The following is a 14,909-nucleotide window of genomic DNA, read 5'->3' on the forward strand; positions in this document are numbered from 1 at the left end:
GCAGGGACAGGCCGTCGACGCCGGTGCGCATGTCGACCGGATCGAGCGCCAGCCAGATCGATTCGGGCAGCAGCTTCACCGCAACTCCTGCAGCAGCCTGGCCAGCCAGACGGGATCAACGCCGGCGTCCATGCGCATGCTCCAGCCGGAAGGGCTGCGCAGTTCCAGAGGACTGGCTGCTGCCGGGACGGTGACACGCACCGGCAAGAGCTGCACGCCGTCCGCGGCGCGCTTGACGCGGCGGGCCCAATACATCAGGCGCTCCAGACCGATATCGTGCTCACGGGCATAGGTCTCAGCCGTGAGACCGCTGCTGCGCCATTGCGCCACGCGCTCATGCCAGGTCGATGCGGGAATTCGGTGACGGGTCATGGGTTCCTCGAAGTAGAAAACCTCGAGTCTGCCAATAAACGGCGCTATTCACAGGTGGGTGGGCTGCACGCTTACCACCCATCAGCCGACGATGCGTCGGCGAAGACGTCGATAACGAAGGCGACGTAAATCAAGCCTTGTCACGTAAGTGAAACCGCTGACCCACAACCCTTGAACTTGCGGTTGACCGGCCGAGCGGGCATAGTGTCTTCGCATCGGCCACCGTCGTGCGTACCACCTTGCCGCGCATGAGGCCTGGCAGGCCGGCCTTGCGCATCAAGCGCCCCACTGTGCAGCGGGCCACTTCGGTTCCCTCACGCCGCAGTTGGCGCCAGACCTTGTCGGTGCCGTAGACCTGCAAATTCGCATACCAGACCTGCTCGATATCGACGCTCAGCACGTTGTCACGCTGGGCATGTGCGCAACGCAACTCAGGATCGCGCTTTTGCGCGGCATATTGCGAGTATCCCGACGGCGTGATCTGTATCACGCGGCAGAACGGCTCGACGCCGTAGGTCTGGCGCTACTAGTCGATAAACGCCTTCACGGCTTGAAGCGGCGCTCGAGCTCCGCCTGGGCGAAAAACGCACTCGCCAGACGCAGGATCTCGTTTGCCTCGCGCAGCTCGCGCACCCCTCGCTCCAAGGCTTTGATGCGTTCTTCTTCGGCAGCGGTCGGTCCCGGGCGTTGGCCGCGATCGACGTGATGGCCGCCCACTGCGATTTGCACTCGCTGGCAGCCTCGCTGACCATGCGCGCAGCGCGCCCGGTGACTTCGGGGGAGCACATTGGTTGCTTATTCATAGCTCCGTTTTCTCAAAAAAATGGAGCCTCGACAAAACCCGGGGCGGTTCAAGGATGTCTTTGGCTCTTCATGAACGGGCCCCGGAACCAATCGAAACTGAGTGCTGCGCATCAAGCTGAATCTGGCTCGCGTGCTGACGCCTGCTCAAGCGCATCGAGCAAGAAGACTGGCCACATCGAGCGCCGGACCCGTCAGCCACGATGCGCCGACCAAACGAATCTATTCCGGTTGAAGCTGTCGGACGGCGGCCAGGCAAACCGGCACGGCGCTTATGAGCACGCCGAATACCAGCGTCCGAACACACCAGCGAAAAACTCCTTTCTCCGTGTCCAGCCACTTCAATGAAAGCTTGACCGATCGGTCCTGCCGATGTTTGGCAACGGAAAATTCGATTTCTCCTGCGAAGCAGATTTTCTTATGATGAAGTTACAGGAAACGGGCTCGGGATCGAGGTAGGGCAGGCGGATCGGCCGCTTACCGATCACGGGTGACAAATCATGGGGGGGCGACCATGCCTTGTCTTCCGACCTGACGCACGGCAGCGGCTTTGCCGTCGTCAGCGGCGAGGCGCGCAGCCTCGCTCAGCGCTTGGCCGTGGCAGCCAAGGATATCAAAGCCCATATCGGCCAATCGACGGGCAGCGTTCAGGAAGGTTGAAGCTGGTCGGCCAGGCTAGTGAGACGATCGGCGACATAGTTGCCAGCGTGCGCCGTGCCACTGAAATGATGGGGGAGATCTCGCTTGCCAGTGGCGAACAGACGAGGGGCATCCGCCATGTGGGAGGCATCGTCGACATGAACGGCGCCACTCGTGACAACGCCGACATGGCGCGGCAAGGCAGCGAGACGGCGGCAATCCTGCGCGAGGCGCAAAGGCTGTCGGAAATCGTCGGCAGGTTCAGGCTCCAACAGCAGGCAGGATCGTCGCCCACCGCCGTAATGCCCGGAAGTTGGGGCGCTTGCTCCAACCTGGCGGACACGCGGCATCGGCGCAGCGGGCATGAGGCGGATCCAGCGATGCGCCGGAATGGCCAGGGCCAGCATGGCCATCACCGACGCGGCAGGGCCAGGGAGCGCGGCTTTGCTCGTTGTTCTCGTGCACCAGCTTGGCCAGCAGTGCCATGAACTCGCCTTGCTGGGCAGGCGTAAGCGGTACCAGCAGGCGTTCGCGTCGCTGCAGGGCGCCGGTGTCGAGGCTTGCCAGGAAGCGTGCGCCGCTTGGGGTGATCGGTAGCGCGCTGGCGCCGGTTGTGCGGATGACCTTGCGCTCTGGCAGGCCCTTCTCTTCGAGGCGGGCGCAGACGGTGGCACCAGTCGAGGTATCGATGGCGGCCAGGCCAGCCAGCGAAACCTGGCGATGCCGGGCAACCGCTAGCTGCCTCAGGAGGGCCTACTGGACGGGAAGAGCTCGCTGCCGAGTTCGTCGTAGAAGAACGAGACGGCGATCTGTTGCGCGTGGCGCAGGAGCTGGCCCGGTTGCAGATAAGGATCGAGCAAGCTGCGATCGGGCCGTGCGGATGTTTGGTTGCTGGGCACGACGAATTGGGAATTGTGTTGCGGGACTGAACATCACGGAAGCAATACTTGCGCATCACGTGACGAGATAGCAATTTTATCAACGTTCAATGTACTTAAGATCAAGTTTGAAACGAACAATCAAGGAGACGGGCATGTTCCCCAAAAACGCTTGGTACGTGGCCTGCACCCCCGACGAAATCGCGGGCAAGCCGCTTGGCCGCCAGATCTGTGGCGAGAAGATCGTGTTCTACCGGGGGGAGGGCGGCAAAGTCGCCGCAGTGGACGACTTCTGTCCGCACCGCGGCGCGCCGCTCTCGCTCGGCTTCGTCCGCGACGGCAGACTGGTATGCGGCTACCACGGTCTTGAGATGGGATGCGAGGGCCAGACGGTCAGTATGCCGGGACAGCGCGTGCGTGGTTTTCCCTGTATCCGAAGTTACCCGGTCGAGGAGCGTCATGGCTTCGTCTGGGTCTGGCCGGGGGACGACAAGCTCGCCGATCCGGCAGCGATCCACCACCTCGAATGGGCCGAGAATCCGGAATGGGCTTACGGTGGCGGGCTTTACCACATCAACTGCGACTACCGCCTGATGGTCGACAACCTGATGGATCTCACCCATGAGACCTATGTGCATGCGTCGAGTATCGGACAAAAAGAAATCGACGAGGCGCCGGTGACTACCAGGCTGGAGGGCGAGCAGGTGGTGACCAGCCGCTTTATGGAGAACGTCGGCGCGCCGCCGTTCTGGCGCGCCGCCCTGCAATGGAACGGTCTTGACGGCGACGTGCCGGTGGACCGCTGGCAGGTCTGCCGCTTCAGCGCTCCGAGCCACGTGATGATTGAGGTCGGGGTGGCTCATGCGGGCAAGGGTGGCTACCACGCGGATCCGGCGCACAAGGTGTCGAGCGTGGTAGTCGATTTCATCACACCGGAGACAGAGACCTCGCACTGGTATTTCTGGGGCATGGCGCGCAACTTCCGGCCGCAGGATGTGGAGCTGACCGATAGGATCCGCGAAGGGCAGGGCAAAATCTTCGGCGAAGACCGCGAGATGCTCGAGCGCCAGCAGCAGAATCTGCTGCGCCATCCCGCACGCAAGCTTCTGATGCTGAACATCGATGCAGGCGGGGTCCAGTCGCGCCGTATCATTGACGCGTGGCTGGCGCGCGAAGCTGCGGCACAGGAGGCGGCATGAGCACGATCGAAGTCCGCGTCGCCGCCAAGGTAAGCGAGGCCGAGGGCATCTGCAGCTACGAACTGGTGCGCCTTGACGGCGCGCCGTTGCCGCCGTTTGAAGCCGGCGCCCACATCGACGTGCATGTCGGCGCCGGGCAAGTGCGCCAGTATTCGCTGTGCAGCGCGCCGCATGAAACGCACCGCTACCTGATCGGCGTGCTGCGCGACGCCGCATCGCGCGGCGGCTCGCAGGCGATGCACGACACCGTGCAGGTCGGATCGGTGCTGACCATCGGGGCGCCTAGGAACCACTTCCAGCTGGTGGAGGCGCCCCGCGTGCTGCTGGTCGCCGGCGGGATCGGGGTCACGCCCATCCTCGCGATGGCCGAAGCGCTGGCGGCGAAAGGCGCCGACTTCGAACTGCATTACTGCGCCCGTTCGCCCGAGCGTGCCGCCTTCCGCGAGCGCATCGCGGCTTCCCGCTTCGCGCGCCAGGCGCACTTTCATTTTGACAGCGCAGACGCGGCGCAACGGCTCGACCTGCCGGCCCTGCTGGCAGCGCCGGGCCAGACCCACCTGTACGTGTGCGGTCCGACCGGCTTTATCGGGCACGTGCTGGACACGGCGCGCGCGCAGGGCTGGCCGGAGGCGCAGCTGCACGTCGAATACTTCGCTGGAGCCGCGGTCGACACCACTGGCGACCAGACCTTCACCGTGAAGCTGGCGTCGAACGGCAAGGTGTACACGGTGCCAGCGGGACGCACGGTGATCCAGGTGCTGGCGGAGCAGGGCGTCGCGGTGCAGTACTCGTGCGAGGAGGGTGTTTGCGGCACCTGCCTGACCCGGGTGCTGGAAGGCGTGCCGGAGCACCGCGACCTGTATCTGACCGACGAGGAGCGCGCCGCTAACGACCAGTTTACGCCCTGCTGCTCGCGTGCCCGGACCGGGCTGCTGGTCCTGGACCTGTAACAATCATGCACACGCCCATGACTACCACGGTCGATAGCGACCAGCGCGCCATTCCCTGCATGCTGATGCGCGGCGGCACCTCGCGCGGCCCGTTTTTCCTCGAGGCCGACCTGCCCCGCGAGCCCGCGGCGCGCGACCGCGTCCTGCTGGCCGCGCTCGGTTCGCCCGATCCGCGCCAGATCGACGGCCTAGGGGGCGCCCATCCGCTCACCAGCAAGGCCGGCATCGTCCGGCCAAGTACCACGCCGGGCGTCGACCTCGATTTCCTGTTCGCCCAGCTGCAGCCGGCCTCCGATCAGGTGGATCTCACGCCAAACTGCGGCAACATGCTGGCCGCGGTACTGCCCTTCGCGCTGGAGCGCGGCCTGCTGCCGCTCCAGGATGGGACGACCAGCGCGCGCATCCTCACGCTCAACACCGGCATGCAATGCGACGTGACGGTGCGGACGCCCGGCAGGAAGCTGCGCTACGGCGGCGATGCCCGCATCGACGGCGTGCCCGGTAGCGCGGCGCCGGTCGCCATCAACTTTCTCGATACCGCCGGCTCGGTCTGCGCCGGCCTGCTGCCCACCGGCAGGGTGCGCGACCGCATCGAGGTGACCGGCCCCGACGGCATGCCGCTGGCCATCGAGGTGACCTGCATCGATAACGGCATGCCGATGGTGCTGCTGCGGGCCACCGACCTCGGGCGCAGCGGCTACGAAACCGTGGCCGCGCTGAACGCCGACGTCCAGCTCAAGCAGACGCTCGAAGCGCTGCGGCGCGCCGCCGGCCAGCTGATGGGGCTGGGCGACGTGGGGCTCAGGAGTTATCCCAAGATGTGCCTGGTAGCGCCGCCAGCGGCCGGCGGAAGTATCGCGACCCGCTGCTTCATCCCGCACGTTTGCCACGACGCCATCGGTGTGCTGGCTGCGGTGACGGTTGCCACCGCCTGCATGCTCGCAGGTACGGTCACCGAAGGGCTGGCGCAGGTGGATGGGGGGCTGGCGCAGCGTGTATCGGTCGAACACCCAAGCGGTGAATTCAGCGTCGAACTCACGCTCGATCCGAACGACCCGCAGCAGGTGGCTCGCGCGGCCCTGCTGCGCACCGCCCGCCTCGTCATGCGCGGCGAAGTCCTGATTCCCGCGACCTCCGATTCCGAATCCCTTTGATGCCACTGGAAACCCTGCCATGCGCCCACCCTTGACCATCGACTGTCACGGCCATTACACCACTGCCCCGAAAGCGCTGGAGAACTGGCGCAAGCTGCAGATCGCCAACCTTAACACGCCGGCGCTGGGACCGAAGGTGTCGGACCTGCGGATCTCGGACGACGAACTGCGCGAGAGCATCGAGAGCAACCAGTTGCGCCTGATGAGGGAGCGCGGCTCGGACCTGACCATCTTCTCGCCGCGCGCCAGCTTCATGGCCCACCACATCGGCGACTTCCGGACTAGCGCCACCTGGGCCGCCATCTGCAACGAGCTGTGCGCGCGCGTGGCGCAGCTGTTCCCGGACCATTTCGTGGGCGCGGCGATGCTGCCGCAGTCGCCCGGCGTGGCGCCCGAAACCTGCATCCCCGAGCTGGAACGCTGCGTGCGCGACTACGGCTTCGTCGGCATCAACCTGAACCCCGACCCGTCGGGCGGACACTGGACCTCGCCGCCGCTGACCGACCGCCACTGGTATCCGCTGTACGAGAAGATGGTGGAGCACGACATCCCCGCGATGATCCACGTGTCGACCAGCTGCAACGACTGCTTCCACACCACGGGCGCGCACTACCTGAACGCCGACACGACCGCATTCATGCAGTGCCTGACGGGAGAGCTGTTTCTGGATTTCCCGACCCTGAAGTTCCTGATCCCCCATGGCGGCGGCGCCGTGCCCTATCACTGGGGGCGCTTCCGTGGCCTGGCCCAGGAGCTGAAGAAGCCGCTGCTGCAGGAACACCTGCTGAACAACGTCTTCTTCGATACCTGCGTCTATCACCAGCCGGGAATCGACCTGCTGACCCGGGTGATCCCGGTGAAGAACGTGCTGTTCGCCTCCGAGATGATCGGCGCCGTGCGCGGCATCGATCCGGACACCGGCCACTACTACGACGACACCCGGCGCTACATCGAGGCGGCCGCGCTCAGCGACGAGGAGCGCTACCGCATCTACGAGGGTAATGCCCGCGCCGTATTCCCACGCCTGGACGCACAACTGCAACGCAAAGGACTCTGATATGGCTACTCCGCTGATCAACCAACTGGGGGTGGTGCGCCGCCGCATCGAACGCGCCGATCCCGCCGCCGTCGCACAGCTGGAACGCTTCGGCAGCGCCACCGTGCACGAGGCGATGGGCCGGGTCGGCCTGATGAAGCCCTACCTGCGTCCGATCTACCAGGACGCTGCGGCCGTCGGCACTGCCGTCACCGTGCTGCTGCACCCGGGCGACAACTGGATGATGCACGTGGCGGCCGAGCAGATCCAGCCCGGCGACATCGTGGTCGCCGCCATCACGGCCGAGTGCACGGACGGCTATTTCGGTGACCTGCTGGCCACCAGCTTTCAGGCGCGCGGCGCCCGCGCGCTGGTGATCGACGCCGGCGTGCGCGACGTCAAGGTGCTGCGCGAGATGGGCTTCCCGGTCTGGAGCAAGTGCGTGAGCGCCAAGGGCACGATCAAGTCGACGCTCGGCTCGGTCAACATCTCGGTGCTGTGCGCTGGCGCCTTGGTCAATCCGGGCGACGTGATCGTCGCAGACGAGGATGGGGTGGTGGTGGTGCCGGCCGCCGATGCGCCGCGGGTGGCGGAGCTGGCGCAGCGGCGCGAAGAGCTGGAGGTTGCCAAACGGGCGAAACTGGCGACCGGCGTCCTTGGGCTGGATATGTACGACATGCGCGGAACGCTGGCGCAGGCCGGCCTGCGCTACATCGATTGAGCACGCGTGCGAACCGGACCCCAGCGATGAAGACAGTGATGCTTTTGTGCGGCCTGCTGTGCGACGAAGTCGTGTGGCAGGCCCAGGCCGATGCCTTGCGCGGCGACTATGACGTGCGCATCGTGACATTCACGGAACAGGATTCCCTGCAGGCGATGGCCGAGCATGTCCTGCGCCAGGCGCCCGCGCGCTTCGCGCTGGCGGGTCACTCGATGGGAGGGCGGGTGGCGCTCGAGGTGCTGCGCCGCGCGGCGCCGCGGGTCGAGCGCCTGGCCCTGCTCGATACCGGCTTCGAGCCACCCACCGAAGGCGAGGCGGCGCGGCGCGCCGTGCTGGTGGACCAGGCCCTGGACCAGGGCATCGGTGCGATCGCGGCGGCCTGGGGGCTGCCGATGCTGGCGCCGCAGCGCCGAGGGGATGCGGCCCTGGTGGCGGCTGTCACCGCGATGGTGGGGCGGATGTCGGGTGCCATTTACCAGGCCCAGACCTGCGCTCTGCTCGGCCGGCCGGATGCGACCAGCGTCCTGATGAGGATTACCTGCCCGACGCTCATCCTGTGCGGCATGGAGGACGGATGGAGCCCGCCGGAGCGCCACCGCCGCATGGCGGGGCTGGCGCCGCGGTCGGTACTACGGCTGGTGGCCGACTGCGGCCACATGTCGATGATGGAGCAGCCGGCCGCGGTGCTGGACGCGCTGCACGAATGGCTGGCCCTGCCAAACTGATTTTTTTGGAACAAAGGAATTCCATGCTGATGCAAGACGAAGCAGCGATACAGCGCGCCTGCAGCGCACTGGTATCGCGCTATGCCTACCTGAACGACGAGCGCCGCTTCGAGGAACTGGCTGCGCTGTTCACCGACGACGCGGCGCTATACCGCCCTTCGGCGCCGACCGTGGCGATCCAGGGACGCGAGGCAATCCTGGCGGCCTTCCGCAAGCGGCCGGCCGACACCATGACCTTCCACGTCTGCAGCGACATCCTGGTCGAGGTTGACAGCGACAGTGCGGCGCGCGCCCGGTCGCGCATCCTGCTGCTGTCCGCCGCCAGGCCCGCGGATGGGGCCGTTCCACAGTCGGGCGCGCCGGTGCCGGGCGTGTTCGCCGACCTCCTGGTCCTGACCCCGCAAGGCTGGAAGTTCGCCGAGCGGCGCGGCTCGTTCTGGATCGCCTGACCGCCGCACCAGCGCCCACCCACATCACCACGCAGGAGCCATCATGGCACACATCATTGGCGGTATCGGGACCTCCCACGTCCCGACCATTGGCCTGGCCTACGACAGGAAGCGCCACAACGACCCGGCCTGGGCACCGCTGTTCGAGGGCTACAAGCCGGTCGCGGCATGGCTGGAAGAGAAGCAGCCGGACGTCCTGGTTTTCTTCTACAACGACCATGGGAACAGTTTTTTCTTCGACTGCTACCCCACCTTCTCGATCGGCGTGTCGCCGGAATTCGACATGGCCGACGAAGGCGCGGGGCGGCGACCGCTGCCCGGCATCCAGGGCCACGCGAAGCTTGCCGAACACGTCGCCAACCGCTTGGTGAACGAGGAATTCGACATGACGGTGTTCCAGGACCGGTCGCTCGACCATGGCTGCAATTCGCCGCTGGCACTGATGTGGCCGCACGAGCCGGCCTGGCCGGGCGCGATCCTGCCGATCGCCATCAATGTGCTTCAGCATCCCTTGCCGACGGCCGCGCGCTGCTACAAGCTGGGACAGGCCGTGCGGCGCGCCATTGAATCCTTTCCGGAAGACCTGAAAGTGGTGGTGGTCGGCACCGGCGGGCTGTCGCATCAGATCCACGGCGAGCGCACCGGCTTCAACGATACCGACTGGGACGAGGAGTTCCTGCGCCTGTTCGTCGAGGATCCAGACGCTCTCGCCGGGCTGACGCACGCGGAGCTGATCCGCCGCGGCGGCGCGGAGAGCGCCGAGGTGATCATGTGGCTGGCAATGCGCGGCGCCCTTGACGGCGAAATCCGCTGCCTGCACCAGAATCATTACCTGGCCACGACCACCAATATGGCGGTGGCGATCTACGAGCAGGTCGGGGCGCCGCCGCCGGAAGCGCCACGCGCGCATGCCAACGACCAACTGCTGGGAATCGAGGATATTCCCGGCACCTATGCCTTCGACATAGCACACAGCGTCAAGGCGCTGCGGCTGAACCGATTCTTCTGGCGGCACCGCGAACCCGCCTTCCGCGAACTGGTCATGCGCGATATCGAGGCGGCATTCGAGGAGTCTGGGCTCACTGAGCCGGAAACCGCGCTGGTACGCAGCCGCGACTGGCTCGGCTTGATCAGGTACGGGGTCTCTTTCTTCGTGCTCGAGAAGTTCGCGCGGGTGCAGCGGATGTCGAACCTGGAAGTCTACGCCAGCATGCGCGGCGAAAGCCTCGAGGACTTTCTGCGCACGCGCAGGGTGCCGGAATCGGCCTGAGCGGCGCCAGCCGGCGCAAGCTATTGGTTGTCCCGATACCTGCAATCGGAAGGTCCGATTGGTAGGGGAAGCGAACAGCCGCTACATTAGGGGAACGGCCACGTGGCGCCAGGCCCTGCCAGATCCCTGCACGACGCATGCGGGGCGGGGGCTAATTACCAAGGAGACAGCAATGGGAACGACTTCGGAAAACTGGGGCGGCCGCGCCGCCCTGATGGTGGCGCACTGCGCCGGGATGGTCGACCTGGTGGCCTTGCCGGTCTGGGTCGGTGTCCTGATCGGCGGCTACGGCCTCGACCCCCAGCAGGCCGGCGGCCTGGCCACCCTGTTTCTGATCGGCGCCGTGTCCGCGAGCGCCTGGGTCGCTCCTCGTTCCAACCGCATGCCTGCACGCACCGTGGCAGCCGGCAGCTTTGCGGCCGCCGCCTGTGCCTTCGGCGCCGTCGCGCTTGTGGATACGTTCGCGCTCATGGCCGTGCTTCACCTCGGCGCCGGCCTGGCGGCGGGCACGGCGCTTAGTCTCACCCATGCCGCGATCGGTTGCAGCAGCAATCCGCACCGTCTGTTTGCCCTCGTTGGGGCGGCGCTGGGCGTGTTCGGCGTCGTCTTCATGGGCGGCGTGCCGAACATCGTCGCCGCAGTGGGCGCGCCCGCGCTGTTCTGGACCTTTGCCAGCGTCATGGCCATCGCCGCGTGTGCATCGGCGGCCGGCTTCCCCGGTGCTGGTGCACGTAGCGCCACCCCGGCCGGCGCACACGGTAAATTGCCGCGCGCTGTCTGGCTGGCGGCCATGGGCGTGAGCTGCATGGCCCTGACGCAGGCGATGATGTTTGCCTTCGTCGAGCGCATTGGCGCCGACCGCGGCTATGGCGCGGCGGCAGTGGGCGGAGTGCTGATCGCCCTCGGTTTCGTCAATCTGGTGCCGGCGCCGCTGGCTGCCTTGCTCCAGCGCCGTATCAATGCCCGCACAGTGCTGGTGTGCGGCCCGGTCCTGCAAGCGGTACTGGCCCTGCTCTTGACGCAGAGCGAGGCATTTCTTCCCTATGCGGCCGGTGCACTGTTCTTCGCCGCTGTCATGATCTTTACTCACACCTTCGCCTTTGGCCTCATCGCGGCGCTCGATCCGAGCGGCCGCGCGGTGGGGGCGACCCCGGCCATGGTGATGACCGGGGCAGCAGTCGGGCCGCTGCTCGGCGGCACCCTGGTCAAGCTTGCCGGCTATCCCAGCCTGGGCGTGGCCGCGGTGCTGATCGCCGGCTGCGCGGTCGCCTGCTTCCTGCCGCGCCGCGCCGCCGGCGCGGTGCTGTCGCACTCCTGAATCGCCGAGAGGCGCAGAGCCCCGAAGGGCCGGCTTCATGCCGGCCCTTCGCATGTCGGGCCTGTGTGAGACGGCGGCTGCGCGAAGGTATCCATGTTTCCGTTGGTTCGAATCGGAAGAAACGATTTTATCCCCGCCGAGTTCGTCGATATGATCGTTGCAAGCAAAGTGCCTGCAGGCGCCGTCCGACATGCCTGCGCCGTGGCCATCCTTGACCCGCAGCGGCATCTTGATCGGCAAGGCAGCGGACCACAAGCTGCCCATGAATAACCAGAATGGAGACTCCATGACATACAACGCAAGCCCCTACGACCGTACGCAGCCCGGCAAGGCAAGCCATGCGGCACTGTTGCTGACGCTGGCATTCGGCGCATTGCTGACCTTGCCCGACGCCGCCGCGACCGATATCGATACCGGCAATCCAGACCTGAAGCTGCGCTGGGATAACACGGTCAAGTACAGCGCGGCGTTCCGCCTGAAGAAGCGCAGCGCGGAGCTGGTGGACGGGTCGAACGCTACCAACGGCGACGACGGCGACCGCAACTTCAGCAGGGGCCTAGTCTCCAACCGCGTTGACCTGCTGTCCGAGATCGACCTGACCTACAAGCGCTTCGGCGCGCGCGTGAGCGGCGCGGCCTGGTATGACTCGGTGTACAACCGCCGGACCGACAATGATTCGCCGTTCACCTACAATGCCCTGTCGGTACCGCATACGGAATTCACCGAAGCGACCCGTAAGCTGCACGGCCGCAAGGGCGAGCTGCTCGAAGCCTTCGTGTTTGCCAATGCCGAGGTCGGCGGCTTGCCGGTGTCGGTGCGGGCAGGGCGCCACGCCCTGGTCTACGGCGAAACTCTTTTCTATGGCATGAACGGGATCGCGGCGGCCCAGCAGCCTATCGACGTGCTCAAGGGCCAGTCGGTCCCGAACACGCCGTTCAAGGAACTGATCCGGCCGGTGGGACAGGTGTCCGGCGAGATCCAGCTGTCCTCGAACCTGACGTTCGGCGCATACTACCAGTACGAATGGGAGAAGAACAGGCTGCCTGGATCCGGCAGCTACTTCAGCTCTGGCGACAATATCGGGCCGGGCCGCGAGAGCCTGATCCTCGGCCCGCCGCCGGCGCCGCGCGCGCGTTACTTAGGCGACGTCGATGCCAGCGACTCGGGGCAGGGCGGCATCCAGCTGAAATGGTCGCCCGCGGGCAGCGACGTCGACCTCGGCTTCTACGCGGCGCGCTATCACAGCAAGTCGATGGACATCGTGATGAGCATGGCCCCGACCCCGACCGGTCCCGCACCGGCCGGCTTCCGCTACCTGTACCACGAGGGCATTCGTACCTACGGGATCAGCGCCAGCAGGACGTTTGGTGAATTCAACGTTTCCGCGGAAGTCTCGGTGCGTCATAACTCGCCGCTCAGCCATGCCGGATCGACCGACCTGTACGGCATCGTGCCGGCACAGTTCGGCGGCCCGACGGCGCCTTCCGACAACCGCGACAACACGGTTTATCCGCTGGGACGGACTGCCCACCTGAACATCTCGACGCTGGCGGCGCTGGCACCCAATTTCATTTCGCCGGAATCGACGCTGCTGGGCGAACTGGCCTGGAACCGCGTCACCAGCATCACCTCGCACGCCGACCACCTTGACCCCAACGCGACCCGTGACGCATGGGGCATGCGCGTGGTCTATACGCCGACCTTCCGCCAGTTCAGGCCGGGCCTGGACATCGACGTGCCGGTGGGGATCGGCTACACGCCGAAGGGCACCTCGGCCGTGTTCGGGTCGGTGTTCGGTCCCGACAAGGGCGGCGACATCAGCATCGGCATCGCCGGGCGCTACGAAGACACCTGGCACTTCAGCCTGGGCATCACTCATTACTATGGCGGCGCCGCCCCGACCGCCATCCCTGGCAATGGTGGTGCCGTCTACACCTACAAGCAGGCGCTGAAGGACCGCGATTTCGCCTCGGTTTCGCTGCGCCGCACATTCTAATCAACAGGGAGACACAGTATGAACTTCAAGCGAGCAATCATCGCGGCCGGCATCGGTGGCCTGGTCGGCATCCACGGCATCGCCGGCGCCGCAGTCGGCGCCGAGGAGGCCGGCAAACTGGGCAAGACCCTGACTCCGTTGGGTGCAGAAAAGGCCGGTAACAAGGATGGCAGCATCCCCGCATGGGATGGCGGCCTGACCAAGGCCCCGGCCGGCTTCAAGGCCGGCGGCCGGCGCGACCAGGACCCGTTCGCCGGCGAGAAGCCGTTGTATACCATCACCGCAAAGAACATGGGCCAGTACGCGGACAAGCTGAGCGACGGCGCCAAGGCCATGCTCACCAAGCACGCGAGCTACCGCATCGACGTCTACCCGACCCACCGCACCGCGGCGGCGCCGCAATGGGTCTACGATAACACCCGCAAGAATGCCATAGCGGCCAAGCTGAACGAGCGCCAGATCCCGGTCGGAGCTTATGGCGGTATCCCGTTCCCGATCCCGAAGGACGGCGCCGAGGCGATGTGGAACCACCTGCTGTCCTGGCGCGGCGCCGATTGGCAGTTCAATAACCGGGCCTACCTGGTCACATCCGCCGGCAAGCCGGTGATGACGGTCGACGGCATCGCCGACCAGAGCATGCCTTACTTCTACAAGGACGGCACGCCGGAAGCAGCCGACGGCAACTACTGGAATCTGCGCCTGGTGAACGCGGGACCACCGATCCGCGCCGGCGAGGCCATCCTCGGACGCCTCAACCTGGACTCGGACCGCGACCTCGGCTACGTCTATCTGGCTGGCCAGCGCCGCACGCGCAAGCTGCCCAACGCCTGCTGCGATACCCCGACCCCGGCCACTGCCGGTGTGATGAGCTTCGACGAGGTGAGCGTGTTCGCAGGGCGCCTGGACCGCTTCGACTGGAAGCTGGTCGGCAAGCAGGAGATGTTCATCCCGTATAACACCAACCGCTCGCTGGCAGGCAAGGACCTGGATCTGATCAACGGCAAGCACTTGAACCCCGACATGGTGCGCTGGGAACTGCACCGGGTCTGGGTGGTGGAAGCGAACGTGAAGCCGGGTGTGCGCCACGTGGCGCCGAAGGGCCGCTACTACCTGGACGAGGATACCTGGATGGCGGTGCTGGGCGACCGCTGGGATGCCAAGGGCCAGCTGTGGAAGACCATGTGGCAGCTGCCGGTGACGATGCCGGACCTGCCGGCGACAACCGGCGTCACATTCGGCTTCTACGACCTGCTGTCGAACACCTGGTTCGCCAACCTGGTTCTGAACGAAAAATCGGAGCAGTACAAGATCATGGCGCGCTACCCGGACGCGACTTTCGCGCCGGCTTCGCTCGGCAGCGGCGCCCGCTGATCCGACCCGGCAGATTGGCGCCGGCGCGGC

Annotated in this window: 14 protein-coding genes, 1 pseudogene and 1 other annotated feature; of the genes and pseudogenes, 12 read left to right on the top strand and 3 right to left on the bottom strand. The window is 66.0% G+C overall.

Annotated elements, in window-relative coordinates:
- Positions 1-75: 75 nt before the first annotated feature.
- Complete coding sequence (gene tnpA / locus AC56KW_RS16395) at positions 76-372, bottom strand: IS66 family insertion sequence element accessory protein TnpA (protein WP_497171745.1); 297 nt, start codon at positions 370-372, stop codon at positions 76-78.
- A 98-nt stretch (positions 373-470) separates the two neighbouring features.
- A pseudogene (locus tag AC56KW_RS16400) lies at positions 471-1,175 on the bottom strand (IS3 family transposase); the annotation flags it as partial.
- Positions 845-961, bottom strand: a sequence feature (AL1L pseudoknot). (Overlaps the previous pseudogene by 117 nt.)
- 517 nt (positions 1,176-1,692) lie before the next feature.
- Between AC56KW_RS16400 and AC56KW_RS16405 the strand changes: the two are divergent.
- Positions 1,693-1,833 (top strand): hypothetical protein, encoded by a 141-nt coding sequence (locus AC56KW_RS16405; protein ID WP_497171746.1) that lies wholly within the window; start codon positions 1,693-1,695, stop codon positions 1,831-1,833.
- Here the strand turns inward: AC56KW_RS16405 and AC56KW_RS16410 are convergent.
- On the bottom strand, positions 1,821-2,219 hold the full coding sequence (locus AC56KW_RS16410; protein WP_497171747.1) for a hypothetical protein: 399 nt from the start codon (positions 2,217-2,219) through the stop codon (positions 1,821-1,823). The two genes, AC56KW_RS16405 and AC56KW_RS16410, sit on opposite strands and share 13 nt — an antisense overlap.
- A gap of 626 nt (positions 2,220-2,845) precedes the next feature.
- Here AC56KW_RS16410 and AC56KW_RS16415 point away from each other — a divergent pair.
- The 11 genes from AC56KW_RS16415 to AC56KW_RS16465 all read left to right on the top strand — a co-directional run bounded on the left by AC56KW_RS16415 (position 2,846) and on the right by AC56KW_RS16465 (position 14,879).
- Complete coding sequence (locus AC56KW_RS16415; protein WP_497171748.1) at positions 2,846-3,889, top strand: Rieske 2Fe-2S domain-containing protein; 1,044 nt, start codon at positions 2,846-2,848, stop codon at positions 3,887-3,889.
- A complete protein-coding gene (locus AC56KW_RS16420) occupies positions 3,886-4,839 on the top strand; it encodes a PDR/VanB family oxidoreductase (RefSeq protein WP_497171749.1) in 954 nt (317 codons plus the stop codon). Before AC56KW_RS16415 ends, AC56KW_RS16420 begins: the two co-directional genes overlap by 4 nt.
- A 17-nt stretch (positions 4,840-4,856) precedes the next feature.
- A complete protein-coding gene (locus AC56KW_RS16425; protein WP_497171750.1) occupies positions 4,857-5,993 on the top strand; it encodes a 4-oxalomesaconate tautomerase in 1,137 nt (378 codons plus the stop codon).
- Between the two features lie 31 nt (positions 5,994-6,024).
- Complete coding sequence (locus AC56KW_RS16430) at positions 6,025-7,050, top strand: amidohydrolase family protein (RefSeq protein ID WP_497171903.1); 1,026 nt, start codon at positions 6,025-6,027, stop codon at positions 7,048-7,050.
- 16 nt (positions 7,051-7,066) lie between these two features.
- Positions 7,067-7,750, top strand: a complete 684-nt coding sequence (gene ligK, locus AC56KW_RS16435; protein ID WP_497171904.1) for a 4-carboxy-4-hydroxy-2-oxoadipate aldolase/oxaloacetate decarboxylase — start codon at positions 7,067-7,069, stop codon at positions 7,748-7,750.
- Positions 7,751-7,776: 26 nt separating this feature from the next.
- Entirely contained in the window at positions 7,777-8,475 is a 699-nt protein-coding gene (locus AC56KW_RS16440; RefSeq protein ID WP_497171751.1) for an alpha/beta fold hydrolase, read from the top strand.
- A gap of 23 nt (positions 8,476-8,498) precedes the next feature.
- Positions 8,499-8,924: a nuclear transport factor 2 family protein gene (locus AC56KW_RS16445; RefSeq protein ID WP_497171752.1), complete on the top strand. Its 426-nt coding sequence runs from the start codon at positions 8,499-8,501 to the stop codon at positions 8,922-8,924.
- Between the two features lie 43 nt (positions 8,925-8,967).
- Positions 8,968-10,194: a gallate dioxygenase gene (locus tag AC56KW_RS16450; RefSeq protein ID WP_497171753.1), complete on the top strand. Its 1,227-nt coding sequence runs from the start codon at positions 8,968-8,970 to the stop codon at positions 10,192-10,194.
- A 172-nt stretch (positions 10,195-10,366) separates the two neighbouring features.
- Complete coding sequence (locus AC56KW_RS16455; protein WP_497171754.1) at positions 10,367-11,512, top strand: MFS transporter; 1,146 nt, start codon at positions 10,367-10,369, stop codon at positions 11,510-11,512.
- 286 nt (positions 11,513-11,798) lie between these two features.
- Positions 11,799-13,508: a DUF1302 domain-containing protein gene (locus tag AC56KW_RS16460; RefSeq protein ID WP_497171755.1), complete on the top strand. Its 1,710-nt coding sequence runs from the start codon at positions 11,799-11,801 to the stop codon at positions 13,506-13,508.
- Positions 13,509-13,526: 18 nt separating this feature from the next.
- Positions 13,527-14,879, top strand: coding sequence for a DUF1329 domain-containing protein (locus tag AC56KW_RS16465; protein WP_497171756.1), 1,353 nt, complete (start codon positions 13,527-13,529; stop codon positions 14,877-14,879).
- Positions 14,880-14,909: the final 30 nt, after the last annotated feature.

The sequence above is a fragment of the Telluria sp. RT2P19 genome (genome assembly GCF_059685725.1).

What these genes read in the sequence shown, in the direction of transcription:
- AC56KW_RS16410 (WP_497171747.1), bottom strand. Translation starts at nt 2,219, where the DNA reads ATGCTGGCCCTGGCCATTCCGGCGCATCGCTGGATCCGCCTCATGCCC.
- AC56KW_RS16425 (WP_497171750.1), top strand. Translation starts at nt 4,857, where the DNA reads ATGACTACCACGGTCGATAGCGACCAGCGCGCCATTCCCTGCATGCTG.
- AC56KW_RS16455 (WP_497171754.1), top strand. Translation starts at nt 10,367, where the DNA reads ATGGGAACGACTTCGGAAAACTGGGGCGGCCGCGCCGCCCTGATGGTG.
- tnpA (WP_497171745.1), bottom strand. Translation starts at nt 372, where the DNA reads ATGACCCGTCACCGAATTCCCGCATCGACCTGGCATGAGCGCGTGGCG.
- AC56KW_RS16420 (WP_497171749.1), top strand. Translation starts at nt 3,886, where the DNA reads ATGAGCACGATCGAAGTCCGCGTCGCCGCCAAGGTAAGCGAGGCCGAG.
- AC56KW_RS16450 (WP_497171753.1), top strand. Translation starts at nt 8,968, where the DNA reads ATGGCACACATCATTGGCGGTATCGGGACCTCCCACGTCCCGACCATT.
- AC56KW_RS16460 (WP_497171755.1), top strand. Translation starts at nt 11,799, where the DNA reads ATGACATACAACGCAAGCCCCTACGACCGTACGCAGCCCGGCAAGGCA.
- AC56KW_RS16440 (WP_497171751.1), top strand. Translation starts at nt 7,777, where the DNA reads ATGAAGACAGTGATGCTTTTGTGCGGCCTGCTGTGCGACGAAGTCGTG.
- AC56KW_RS16465 (WP_497171756.1), top strand. Translation starts at nt 13,527, where the DNA reads ATGAACTTCAAGCGAGCAATCATCGCGGCCGGCATCGGTGGCCTGGTC.
- AC56KW_RS16415 (WP_497171748.1), top strand. Translation starts at nt 2,846, where the DNA reads ATGTTCCCCAAAAACGCTTGGTACGTGGCCTGCACCCCCGACGAAATC.
- AC56KW_RS16445 (WP_497171752.1), top strand. Translation starts at nt 8,499, where the DNA reads ATGCTGATGCAAGACGAAGCAGCGATACAGCGCGCCTGCAGCGCACTG.